Origin of the sequence: Microbacterium sp., from assembly GCF_032084865.1 — a bacterium.
Lineage (GTDB): Bacteria > Actinomycetota > Actinomycetes > Actinomycetales > Microbacteriaceae > Microbacterium.
Window position 1 is genome coordinate 1 of the sequence record NZ_DAMDLU010000036.1, and the last position, 11,570, is coordinate 11,570.

11 protein-coding genes are annotated in these 11,570 nt (G+C 69.0%); 3 read left to right on the forward strand and 8 right to left on the reverse strand.

The features are described from left to right. Nucleotides 1-168: 168 nt before the first annotated feature. Entirely contained in the window at nucleotides 169-1,140 is a 972-nt protein-coding gene (locus RT309_RS05705; protein WP_313355914.1) for an electron transfer flavoprotein subunit alpha/FixB family protein, read from the reverse strand. 1 nt (nucleotide 1,141) lies between these two features. Beyond that, complete coding sequence (locus tag RT309_RS05710) at nucleotides 1,142-1,918, reverse strand: electron transfer flavoprotein subunit beta/FixA family protein (protein ID WP_313355915.1); 777 nt, start codon at nucleotides 1,916-1,918, stop codon at nucleotides 1,142-1,144. Between the two features lie 188 nt (nucleotides 1,919-2,106). Here RT309_RS05710 and RT309_RS05715 point away from each other — a divergent pair, with 188 nt between their 5' ends. Both RT309_RS05715 and RT309_RS05720 read left to right on the forward strand, forming a co-directional pair. After that, nucleotides 2,107-2,643, forward strand: coding sequence for a MarR family transcriptional regulator (locus RT309_RS05715; protein ID WP_313355916.1), 537 nt, complete (start codon nucleotides 2,107-2,109; stop codon nucleotides 2,641-2,643). After that, nucleotides 2,643-3,107, forward strand: coding sequence for an SRPBCC family protein (locus RT309_RS05720; protein WP_313355917.1), 465 nt, complete (start codon nucleotides 2,643-2,645; stop codon nucleotides 3,105-3,107). The genes RT309_RS05715 and RT309_RS05720 overlap by 1 nt, the downstream gene beginning before the upstream one ends. Before the next feature lie 122 nt (nucleotides 3,108-3,229). Here RT309_RS05720 and RT309_RS05725 read toward each other — a convergent pair whose 3' ends face one another. The 5 genes from RT309_RS05725 to RT309_RS05745 all read right to left on the reverse strand — a co-directional run bounded on the left by RT309_RS05725 (nucleotide 3,230) and on the right by RT309_RS05745 (nucleotide 8,316). Continuing rightward, nucleotides 3,230-3,679 carry a putative immunity protein gene (locus RT309_RS05725; protein WP_313355918.1) on the reverse strand — a complete coding sequence of 150 codons (450 nt, stop codon included), beginning with the start codon at nucleotides 3,677-3,679 and terminating at the stop codon, nucleotides 3,230-3,232. Continuing rightward, entirely contained in the window at nucleotides 3,676-4,452 is a 777-nt protein-coding gene (locus RT309_RS05730; RefSeq protein ID WP_313355919.1) for an enoyl-CoA hydratase-related protein, read from the reverse strand. Before RT309_RS05730 ends, RT309_RS05725 begins: the two co-directional genes overlap by 4 nt. 251 nt (nucleotides 4,453-4,703) lie before the next feature. Next, on the reverse strand, nucleotides 4,704-5,591 hold the full coding sequence (mmsB, locus tag RT309_RS05735; protein ID WP_313355920.1) for a 3-hydroxyisobutyrate dehydrogenase: 888 nt from the start codon (nucleotides 5,589-5,591) through the stop codon (nucleotides 4,704-4,706). After that, complete coding sequence (locus RT309_RS05740) at nucleotides 5,588-6,802, reverse strand: acyl-CoA dehydrogenase family protein (RefSeq protein ID WP_313355921.1); 1,215 nt, start codon at nucleotides 6,800-6,802, stop codon at nucleotides 5,588-5,590. The genes mmsB and RT309_RS05740 overlap by 4 nt, the downstream gene beginning before the upstream one ends. An 11-nt stretch (nucleotides 6,803-6,813) precedes the next feature. Next, nucleotides 6,814-8,316, reverse strand: coding sequence for a CoA-acylating methylmalonate-semialdehyde dehydrogenase (locus tag RT309_RS05745; protein WP_313355922.1), 1,503 nt, complete (start codon nucleotides 8,314-8,316; stop codon nucleotides 6,814-6,816). A gap of 281 nt (nucleotides 8,317-8,597) precedes the next feature. Between RT309_RS05745 and RT309_RS05750 the strand changes: the two genes are divergently transcribed. After that, on the forward strand, nucleotides 8,598-11,375 hold the full coding sequence (locus tag RT309_RS05750; protein WP_313355923.1) for an immune inhibitor A domain-containing protein: 2,778 nt from the start codon (nucleotides 8,598-8,600) through the stop codon (nucleotides 11,373-11,375). A gap of 78 nt (nucleotides 11,376-11,453) precedes the next feature. Here the strand turns inward: RT309_RS05750 and RT309_RS15055 are convergent, their stop codons facing one another. Then, nucleotides 11,454-11,543 (reverse strand): hypothetical protein, encoded by a 90-nt coding sequence (locus RT309_RS15055; RefSeq protein WP_396654419.1) that lies wholly within the window; start codon nucleotides 11,541-11,543, stop codon nucleotides 11,454-11,456. Nucleotides 11,544-11,570: the final 27 nt, after the last annotated feature.

The window sequence follows — 11,570 nt, forward strand, 5'->3', positions numbered from 1 at the left end:
CAGCGCCATACGACGAGATGGCGTTCTCGACGGCGACCGGTGCCCTCGGCGATTCAGCAACCGACTCGGAGGCGACCGTGCCGACGACAGAGTCGACCTCGGTGGCGGGAGGCCACGGCTCGCCGCCCTTCACCCGCGGGAGGCCGCGGCGGATCGATCCGGCCATGGTCACTTCTTCCGGGCTTCGAGCGCCTCGATCACCTGCGGCACTACGGTGAACACGTCACCGACGATGCCGAAGTCGGCGACGTCGAAAATCGGAGCGTCGCCGTCCTTATTGATCGCCACGATCGTCTTCGCGGTCTGCATGCCCGCGCGGTGCTGGATCGCACCCGAGATGCCGAGCGCGACATACAGCTGCGGCGACACCGAGACACCGGTCTGCCCGACCTGGTGCGCGTAAGGGATGTAGCCGGCATCCACCGCGGCACGCGAGGCGCCGACGGCCGCGCCGAGCGCGTCGGCCAGCTGCTCGACCAGCACGAACTTCTCCTTCGAACCCAGCCCGCGGCCGCCTGAGACGACTCGGGTGGCTCCGCGCAGCTCGGGCCGCGACGACGTCTTCTCCTCGGCGGCGATGTCGCCTGCGGTCGCGGCTGCGGCGCCGGATGCCGTGACCGACAGCTCCTCCACCGCGGGCGAGGCGACCGCCTCGGCGCGGACATCGACCGCTCCCTGCCGAACGGTGATGACGGGAGTCCCGAAGGTGGGCGCCGAGTCGGTGAGGTACGAGCCGCCGTAGACGGAGTGCTGCGCGGTCACGCCTTCATCGTCGCGCGAGACGCCGATCACATCGACCGAGAGGGCGAGCTTCTCACGCACGGCGAAGCGGCCCGCCACGTCACGACCGGCGATGGAGTTCGAGATCAGCACGGCATCCGGTCGCACCTGGCGGTATGCGGTCTGCAGGGCGTCGACAACCGGCACGGTCAGCGACAATGCGTCGCCGGGGGCCGTGAGCACGACCTGAGCTCCGGCCTGAGCCGCTGCATCGGTCGCAGCCTGACTGCCGCCGACGATGACCGCCACCGGCGCTCCGATCGTCGAGGCGGCGCCGATGAGGGCGGCCGTGCTGCTGGCTGCAGCGCCGGACAGGTCGACGTCGACGAGGACGAGGATCGACTTCTCGGGGTACGCCATGTCACACCAGCCTGTTCTGCGCGAGGAATTCGACGAGCTGCGCCGCCGCGTCACCCTCGTCGGTGATTTTGACACCGGCGGCGCGCGCGGGCTTCTCAGAAACACTCGTCATGATCGTGCGAGGGGCGAGTGTCGGGTCTGCTGACACGCCCAGGTCGGCCAGCGAGAGCACCTCGAGGGGCTTCTTCTTCGCGGCCATAATGCCCTTGAAGTTGGGGAAGCGGGCATCCGGAAGCGCTTCCGTGATGGAGATGACCGCCGGCAGCGCAACGGTGACGTCCTGCGTGCCCGCGTCGCCGGCGCGGGTGCCGGTCAGCTGACCGTCGCCGATCTCGACCGCGCTCAGCGCAGTCGCCTGCGCCCAGCCGAGGTGCTCGGCGAGCATCGCGGGGATGACGCCGCCCACGCCGTCGGTGGAGAGGTTGCCGGTGATGACCAGGTCGGGCTCGCCCCGACGTACCGCGGCGGCGAGCACCTCCGCCGTGAGGGTCAGGTCGGCTCCGCGCAGCTCTTCGTCCACGATGTGGATCGCCGAATCTGCGCCGATGGCAAGTGACCGGCGAACGGATGCGGTCGCCGATTCGGGGGCCATCGACAGGCTCACGACCTCGGTGCCGGGGTTCTTGTCGGCGTACGACAGCGCGACCTCGAGCGCACGCTCGGTGATCTCGTCGAGCACGACATCGCCTGCCGCTCGGTCAGCCAGACCGGTCTCGAGATCGAGCTTGCGGTCTCCGTAGGTGTCGGGCACTTCCTTCACCAGGACGTAGATCTTCATCGAACCTCCCTCTCGCCGGTATCGATCCTACTCGCATCGCCACCAAAACCAAGCATCCGCTTGGGGCACAGTCGGCGACACGGCATCTGAGCACACCTCACCACGGGGGTGATCTTGGGTCTCAGTTCCCATGGTACTGAGTTTCGCGGCAACCGGATCGGACCGGATCGACGCGCTACCGTTGACGCATGGCCCGTCCCCGACCGCTTCCCATCGACCCGCTCGCCGAGGCGAAGAGGCAGTGGCTCGCGCACGGCTGGACCGACGCCGCCGAGGGCATGGCCGTGGTCACCTCGGTCATGCGCGCGCAGCAGCTGCTGCTGGCGCGAGTGGATGCAGCTCTCAAGCCCTTCGAGGTCACCTTCGCCCGCTACGAGGTGCTGCGCCTGCTCGCGTTCAGCCGCACCGGCACCCTGCCGCTGTCGAGCGTCGTGGCCCGTCTGCAGGTGCACGCGACGAGCGTCACCAGCACCGCCGAGCGCCTGGTGCGCGACGGCCTGGTGCGTCGCGACCCGCATCCGCATGACGGACGCGCCGCGCTGCTGACCCTCACCGAGTCCGGTCGCGACCTCGTCGAGCGCGCCACGGCGGCGCTGAACACCGAGGTGTTCTCCTCCCCCGGCCTCGACGCCGATGATGCGGCATCCCTGGTCGGCATCGTCGCCCGGCTGCGCAAGAACGCCGGCGACTTCACCGATCCGCGCCCGCTGCCCGACCCGCTCTGATGCCGTCGTTCAGTCTCGAGCGCGTCATCCCCGCGCCGCCGGATGACGTGTTCGACGTCTCGCTCGACGTGGGCCTGCACCTCGCGTCGCAGCGCTCGCACGGCGAGCGCGTCGCATCGGGACGCACGTCGGGCCGCCTCGAGGAGGGTGAGCAGATCACCTGGAGCGCCCGGCACTTCGGCCTGCGGTTCCGGATGACCTCGCTCGTGTTCGACGTCGATCGCCCTCGTCGCTTCCGTGACCGTCAGGTTCGCGGACCGTTCGGGTCATTCGTGCACACGCACGAGTTCGTGCCTCTCGACGGCGCCACTCTCATGCGCGACACGATCGACTTCCGCTCTCCGCTCGGCCCGCTGGGGCGAGTCGTGGATGCCGTGGCCATGCGCCGGCACCTGATCCGGGTGATCACCGAGCGCAACGACGCGATCAGCGCCCATTTCGCAGAGCTGCGCACCGCCGTCTGATCGCGGCTTCTCGTGCCACCGGCCGTGAGACGTGCGTTCCCGCATGAGACGGTGCTCCAGAGGCGCCGTCTCGTGCTGGAAAGCAAGTCTCGCGAGAATCGCCCGGCGCGCGATGCGTGCGCTCAGTCGCCCTCGTAGACGTAGTGGTCGAAGCGCTCGGGCACGCGCATCCGCTGCCAGGCGAGCTCCTCGTCGCGACGCGATCGGTCGCCGGGGAACGCCTTCGCCGTATAGCGGGGCACCTGCCGGGCGTGCCCGGCCATGTGCGCGACCGCCGCCGCCTGCCCGCACACGCGCGCGGCGGCGATGGCGTTCGCGTCCGTCGACTCCCGGGCCGCGGCATGGCAGGCGAACGCCCGCTCACGCACCTCGTCGATGCTGAGCTCACCGCGCAGGAACGCCTCTGCGGCATCCAGCGCTTCTCGGGGACGGGGGTCGTGCGGACGTTCGGCGAGGAACAGCGGCAGCATCCGTTCGGCGCATGCCACCGTCCACTGCACGAGCTCGCGCCGGTCGGCCTCGGAGAGGGTCAGGTCGTCGTCGTCAGGCAGCGCTTCCATGGCGATGCTCATCGGTGCTGGAAATGAGGGGGGCGCTTCTCACGGAACGCGGCCATCCCCTCCTTCTGGTCCGCCGTGTCGAACAGCGCGGCGAACTGACGCTTCTCGACGTCGAGGCCGGCTGCGAGGGTGGTCTCCATCGCGGCATCCAGCGTCGCCTTGGCCGCGTACAGCGACGGCAGCGACTTCGACGCGATCGTCTCGGCGAGCGCGGTCGTCTCATCGAGCAGGTCGGCTGCCGGAACCACGCGCGAGACGAGGCCGATGCGCTCCGCCTCGTCGGCCTTGATCAGTCGACCCGACAGGATGAGCTCGGCGGCCTTGTAGTACCCGACCGCGCGGATGAGCCGCTGCGTGCCGCCCATGCCCGGCACGACGCCGAGGTTGATCTCGGGCTGGCCGAACGTGGCGGTGTCGGCGGCGAGGATGATGTCGCACATCATCGCCAGCTCGCAGCCGCCGCCGAGCGCGTAGCCCGATACGGCGGCGATCACGGGAGTCCGCACCGCGGCGAAACGGGTCCACGCACCGAAGTGGTCGGTGTCGAGCATCTCGGCGCCGGTCTTCGATTCCATCTCCTTGATGTCGGCGCCCGCGGCGAACGCGCGTTCTGAGCCGGTCACCACGATCGCGCCGACGCCGTCGTCAGCATCGAAGACGGATGCCGCGGCCGCGACCTCCTCGGAGACCTGGCCGTTCAGCGCGTTCAGCGCCTCCGGCCGGTTGAGGGTGATCCAGCCCACCCGTCCTCGCTGTTCGACAAGGATCGTCTCGTACTCGGACATGTCGCTCCCCTCTCGCCGCCACGTTGCGGCGCCTCCAGTATCTCAGGTCGACCCGACGTCGCCGCCCTCGGGCTGCCCGCCGTTGGTCCCATATGGCTGCATCCTCGCGCGCGAGGCGACCATATGGGCCCAGCCGAGGTCCTTGAGGCTGCGCCCGCGCGGTCCGCCCCCGCCCGCCCGGCCGCGACTGGTCCTGAATGGCTGCATCCTCGCGCACGAGGCAGCCAAATGGGCCCAGCCGACCAGTCCCCTCAGACCGTGCCCTCGCGGATGTCGGTGATGATGCCCGAGAAGTCACGACCGGCCCCCGCGCCGTCGGCGAACGCGGCGTACAGCTGCTGCGCGAGCCGGCCCATCCTGGCATCCGTTCCGGTCTGCTCGATCGCCTGCAGCGCGAGCCCGAGGTCCTTCGCCATGAGCGCTCCGACGAATCCGGGCTGGTAATCGCGGTTGGCGGGACTCGTCGGCACGGGCCCGGGAACGGGGCAGTTGGTCGTGATCGACCAGCACTGACCGGATGCCTGTGAGACGACGTCGAACAGCGCCTGGTGCTCCAGGCCGAGCCGCTCGCCGAGCACGAACGCCTCGGCGACGGCGATCTGCGACACCGCGAGCACCATGTTGTTGCACACCTTCGCCGCCTGGCCGAGGCCCGGACCGCCGCAGTGCACGATGCGCTTTCCCATGACCTCGAGCAGCGGCAGCGCCGCGGCGAAGTCGTCGTCGGACCCGCCGACCATGAACGCGAGGGTGCCGTTCTCGGCGCCGACCACGCCGCCCGAGACGGGGGCGTCGATGTTGCGATGCCCGGCGGCGATCGCGAGCTCGTGCGCCGTGCGCGCCTCGTCGACTGCGATCGTCGACGACTCGATGAACAGCGTGTCCGGCCGCGCCGCGGCGAGCAGCTCATCCTGGTAGGCGGCGATCACGTGCTTCCCGGCGGGGAACATCGTGATCACGACCTCGGCATCCGTCACTGCCTCCGCGCCGCTCGTCGCCACCGGGATGCCCGCCGCGCGCGCCGCGTCGATCGCTGCCGGCACGAGGTCGAACCCGTGCACCTCGTGCCGGGCCTTGACGAGGTTGCGTGCCATGGGCAGGCCCATGTGTCCGAGACCGAGGAACGCGATGCGGGTCATGATGCGCTCCGCATCTGGTTTCCGCCGCTGCGCTGGAGCGACGCCGACCCCGAGGGGCGCAGCATCTCGCGTCCGACGATGAGCCGCATGATCTCGTTCGTCCCCTCCAGGATCTGGTGCACGCGCAGGTCGCGCACGACCCGCTCGAGGCCGTAGTCCTGCAGGTAGCCGTAGCCGCCGTGCAGCTGAAGCGCGTGGTTGGCGACCTCGAAGCCCGCGTCGGTGGCGAAGCGCTTCGCCATGGCGCACCGCATCGTGGCATCCGGAGCCTTCTCATCCACCGCCTGCGCGCCGTCGCGCACCATCAGCCGAGCCGCCTGCAGCTCGGTGCGCATGTCGGCGATCGCGAACAGGATCGACTGCTTCTCGGCGAGCGGCTCGCCGAAGGCGACCCGCTCGTGCACGTACTGCACGGCCTTCTCGATCGCCCACTGTGCACCGCCCAGCGAGCAGGCCGCAATGTTCAACCGGCCGCCGTTGAGCGCCGACATGGCGATCGTGAAGCCGCGCCCCTCGTCGCCGAGCATGGCGGATGCCGGAACCCGCACCCCGTCGAAGATCACCTGACGAGTGGGCTGCGCGTGCCAGCCCATCTTCTTCTCGGGTGCGCCGAAGCTGAGGTTCTCGGCGTCGCCCGGCACGAGGAACGCCGAGATGCCCTTCGCTCCCGAGCCGGCCTCACCGGTGCGCGCCATCACCACGTACACCGCGGCCTCGCCGGCGCCCGAGATGAACTGCTTCACTCCGGTGAGCAGGTAATCGTCGCCGTCACGCGTCGCGCTGGTGGCGAGGTTCGCGGCATCGGAGCCGACGCCCGGCTCGGTGAGGCAGTAGCCGCCGAACTGCTGCATGGCGGTCAGCGCCGGCAGCCACTGCGCGCGCTGATCGTCGTCGCCGTAGGTGTCGATCATCCACGCCACCATGTTGTGGATGGAGATGTACGCGGCGACCGCGGGGTCGCCCTTCGCGAGCTCCTCGAAGATGGCGACGGTGTCGGTGCGGCTCAGGGCCGTGCCGCCGAACTGCTCGCCGACGTAGATGCCGCCCAGGCCCAGTTCGCCGCCGCGATGCAGCGACTCCCGCGGGAAGATGTGCTTCTCGTCGCGCTCGGCGGCGTGCGGGGCGAGCTCGATCTCGGCGTACTCGCGCACGGCGTCGAGGATCGCCTCGCGCTCCTCGGCGGTGACGGTGGTCGGTTCGATCATTGTCATGGCTCCGGCTCCTAGGACATCGTGGGGATGACGAAGCTCGCGCCGTCGCGGACTCCGTGGGAGGGCCAGCGGCTCGTCACCGTCTTGGTCTTCGTGTAGAAGCGGAACGCGTCGGTGCCGTGCTGGTTGAGGTCGCCGAACCCGCTGCGCTTCCAGCCGCCGAAGGTGAAGTACGCGATCGGCACGGGGATGGGCACGTTCACGCCGACCATGCCCACGTTCACGCGGGCGGTGAAGTCGCGCGCGGCGTCGCCGTCGCGGGTGAAGATCGACACCCCGTTTCCGTATTCGTGGTCGGATGCCATTGCCAGCGCCTCTTCGTAGTCGGCGGCGCGCACGATCACGAGCACCGGGCCGAAGATCTCTTCGCGATAGATCGCCATGTCGGTCGTAACGTGGTCGAACAGTGTCGGGCCGAGATAGAAGCCCTCCTGGTGGCCGTCGACCGAGAACCCTCGGCCATCCGCGAGCAGCGTGGCGCCCTCGTCGAGGCCCTGCTCGATGTAGCCGGTGACCCGGTTCACGGCGTCGCGAGTGATCAGAGGGCCGTAGTCCATGCCCTCCTCGAGCGACGGCCCGACCTTCAGCTCGGCGACGCGCTCGGTGAGCTTGGCGGCAAGGGCATCCGCCGTCTCCTCCCCCACCGGAACCGCGACCGAGATGGCCATGCAGCGCTCGCCCGCCGACCCGAAACCGGCGCCCATCAGGGCGTCGGCGACCTGATCGAGGTCGGCATCCGGCATGACGATGAGGTGGTTCTTGGCGCCGCCGAAGCACTGGGCGCGCTTCCCGTTCGCGGTCGCGGTCGTGTAGATGTACTCGGCGATCGGGGTGGATCCGACGAAGCCCACGGCCTGGATGCGGGGGTCGGTGATCAGGGCATCCACCGCCTCCTTGTCGCCGTGCACGACGTTGAAGACGCCGGCCGGAAGGCCCGCCTCGAGGAACAGCTCGGCCAGCTTCACCGGCACGGAGGGGTCGCGCTCGCTCGGCTTGAGCACGTAGCTGTTGCCGGATGCGAGGGCTGGTCCGGCCTTCCACAGCGGGATCATGGCCGGGAAGTTGAACGGGGTGATGCCGGCCACGACACCCAGCGGCTGGCGCATCGAGTAGACGTCGATGCCGGTGCCGACGCCGGTGGAGTACTCGCCCTTGAGCAGATGCGGAGCGCCGATGCAGAACTCGATGACCTCGAGCCCGCGCTGCACGTCGCCCTTGGCGTCGTCGAAGGTCTTGCCGTGCTCGCTTGAGAGCAGGCGGGCGATCTCGTCCATGTCACGGTTCACGAGATCGACGAAGCGCATCAGCACGCGCGCTCGCTTCTGCGGATTCGTGGCGGCCCAGGCGGACTGCGCGGCCTCGGCGACGTCGATCGCCGCGCGAACCTCGTCGGTTGTGGCGAGCGGGACGCGGGCCTGCACGGCGCCCGTGCTCGGCTCGAAGACGTCGGCCACGCGGCCGCCGGTGGGTTCGACGTGCTTTCCGCCTATGAAGTGGGGGATCATCCGAGTCATTGTGTGACACTCCTCTGCGCCGTCTTTGGCACACTGACCACGATACGCGGCCACCCGGCTAATTACTAGGACTACCTACTAACACCCTTAAGCCGAGCCCCAGCTTTGCATCGGCTCAAGATTTCCTGCGTTTCCTCTTCCCTCTCAGCGTTTCGACAGGTAGACCCGTATATGGCGCTCCAACCGGGGCGCGTCATTCGCACCGTTGCGAGACCCCTGCGCGACGGTGTCCGGAGGGAGAAGCAATGTCACAACGGACTGCCCCAGCGCGACGACGCGCGGTGGCCGCGACGTCCGCCTTCGTGATCGCAGCCGCGGGCCTCACAGCCTTCGGCGGCGCGACCGCGACGGCGGCCCCGTCGCCCGACAGCGGGACGCCGATGGCGGCGCCCGAGATCGGAGCCGGCGAGTACTACATGAACTATGTCGCTCCGCGCACCGACAGCATCGTCGAGGTGCCCGCCGACACGCCCATCGCCGATACCAGCGGTCAGCAGAAGCGCTCGGTGAGCGGAAAGGCCTTCGAGCGGGCCGCCGCGCATGACCAGAAGTTCGCCCAGGGCAACCCGAAGGCCGCAGCGCAGCTGGCCAAGACCGAGGCGAAGTCCCTGAAGACGGGCAAGAGCCCGAAGCAGCTGAAGAAGGCGAAGACCACGCAGCAGGCGAAGCTGCTCACGATCCTCGTCGAGTTCGACGGCACCGACGACTTCAGCGACCTGTACGTGCCGACCGAGTTCGGCGCCACCGACTGCAAGCCGGGCAGCGTGCAGGGTCCGACCCTGCACAACAACATCCCGAACCCGGCCGACACCGCGCATCTCGACAACAACTCGATGTGGGTGCCGGACTTCTCGAGTGAGCACTTCAACAAGATGCTGTTCACCGACGAGGGCATCACCGAGCGCGTGCGCACCGACCTCACCGGTCCCGACGGCAAGCCCGGCTTCGATATCTCGGGCTACACGATGAAGAACATGTACGAGGAGATGTCGCGCGGCGGATACTCGCTCAGCGGCTCCGCCACCGAATGGGTCACCGTGCCGCATTCCGAGGGTTACTACGGTGCGACCGTCTGCCACAAGAACGCCGCCGGCGCCTGGGAGGCGGGCCCCATGCAGGACATGCAGGGCCACCCCGACAACCCGCTCGGACCTGGGCAGCTGCCCATCGACGCCGTCGCCGCCGTGGCGGCGCAGAACCCGGACTTCCCGTGGGCCGACTACGACATCGAGGATCAGGGCGACCGTGACGGCGACGGCAACGTGCTCGAGCCCGACGGCGTGATCGACCATGTGGTGCTCGTGCACGCGGGCGCCGACAAGTCCGGCGGCGGCGGTGCCGAGGGCACCTACGCCATCTGGGCGCACTCGTCGGCTGTCGCCGGCGGGGCGTCGATCCCGGGAACCGACCTGAAGATCTCCAACTACATCGTTCAGCCCGAGGACTCGGGTGTGGGCGTCTTCGCCCACGAGTACGGCCACGATCTGGGACTCCCCGACCTGTACGACACGTCGAACGCCGGCAACTCCGACATCGACTTCTGGGATCTGATGAGCTCGGGCTCGCACTCGGGCCCGATCTTCCAGTCGATGCCGACCCACATGGGCCTCTGGGACAAGTGGGTGCTCGGCTGGGTCGACCCGAAGGTCGTGAACCCCGGCGACAGGTCCAGCACCGTCAAGGTCGGCCAGACCTCGCGCCCGAAGAAGGGCACCGAGGACGGCATCAAGATCAACCTGCCCGACAAGAAGATCGTCCTGACCACCCCGCACAGCGGCGCCGACATGTGGTACTCCGGCGCCGACCAGAGCTGGGCCGATGTCACGCTGAGCCGGTCGATCGACGACGTGCCCGCAGACGCGCGGTTCTGGATGTGGAACGACTACGTCATCGAGGAGGACTGGGACTTCGGCTTCGTCGAGGTGTCGACCGACGGTGGCAGCACCTGGGCCGAGCAGAAGGTCTTCGACGAGGCGGGCAACCTGGTCTCCACCGACGACGGCTACTCCGACCCGAACGGTCGCATGAAGGACTTCGGTGGCAAGAAGTACGGCCTGACCGGCTCGAGCGACGGATGGCGTCACGACTACATCGACCTGACCGCGTTCGCCGGTCAGGACATCCAAGTGCGCCTGCGTCAGGCGACCGACGCCGCGTTCGAGGAGCGCGGATGGTTCGCCGACGACTTCGCGCTGACCAGCGCGGGCACCGAGGTGTGGACCGACGACGTCGAATCCGGTGACAACGGCTGGACGGCATCCGTCGGCACGTGGACCGACACGACCGGCACCGGCTGGCACCACGACAGCGGCACCCAGATCAAGGCGCAGTACTACCTGGTCGAGTGGCGCAACCTCGACGGCTTCGACGAGGGCCTGAAGTACGGCTACACCACGGTGTACAGCGACGAGGCGTGGAAGGTGGAGAAGGTGCCGTACAACGCACCGGGCGCACTGGTCTGGTACCGCGACACCACCTACGGCGACACCAACCACGTGGCCTCCAACCACACGGCGCTGCCGAGCTGGGGCGCCAAGGGCGGCCTGCTTCTCGTCGACAGCCACTTCGACCCGCTGCGCCGCACCGGCGCGCAGGCCGCGATGGATCCGTCGCCGCTGAAGAACATCTCCAGCCGCGCGCAGTCGTCGAACGCCGCGTTCGGCCTCCAGCCGACGTACGCGTTCAAGGACTGCTCCGTCGACGAGAACTACAAGGAGGCGTGCACCACGATCGCCCCGCAGTCGCCGGTGAGCACCTTCACCGATGACAAGGGCTGGGTGCCAGGCATCGAGGTCCGTGGTGACGACCTGTACTACCGCCTGCGCGACGCCTCCGTCGTCGTGCCGTCGGTCGGCGATGCGCCGTACACCACTCGCGTCGTGAACGCGGACGGCTCCCCGGCCACCGACCTCTACGGTCTCGACCTGGGCAACACGATCCTCGGATCGGGCAACCCGGCGGATGCGGGCGTCGGCTACGGCACCGTGATCACCGTGAAGAAGGCGATGCAGAGCAACACCGCAGCGCTCATCTCGGTCACCCCGCCTTCGGCGGAGTGACGATCACGAGCTGATCGCCGCACCGAGAGCGCCGGTCACCCTCGGGTGACCGGCGCTCTCGCGTGCGGGGCGGTGGGCTCAGTCGGCGAGGGCACCGTCGCCCCGGCGCCGACGCCACACCACAAGCCCTGCGCCGAGGGCGAGCAGCAGCAGCGCGGCTATGAGCAGGCCCCAGGGTGCGGAGGCGCCGGTGAC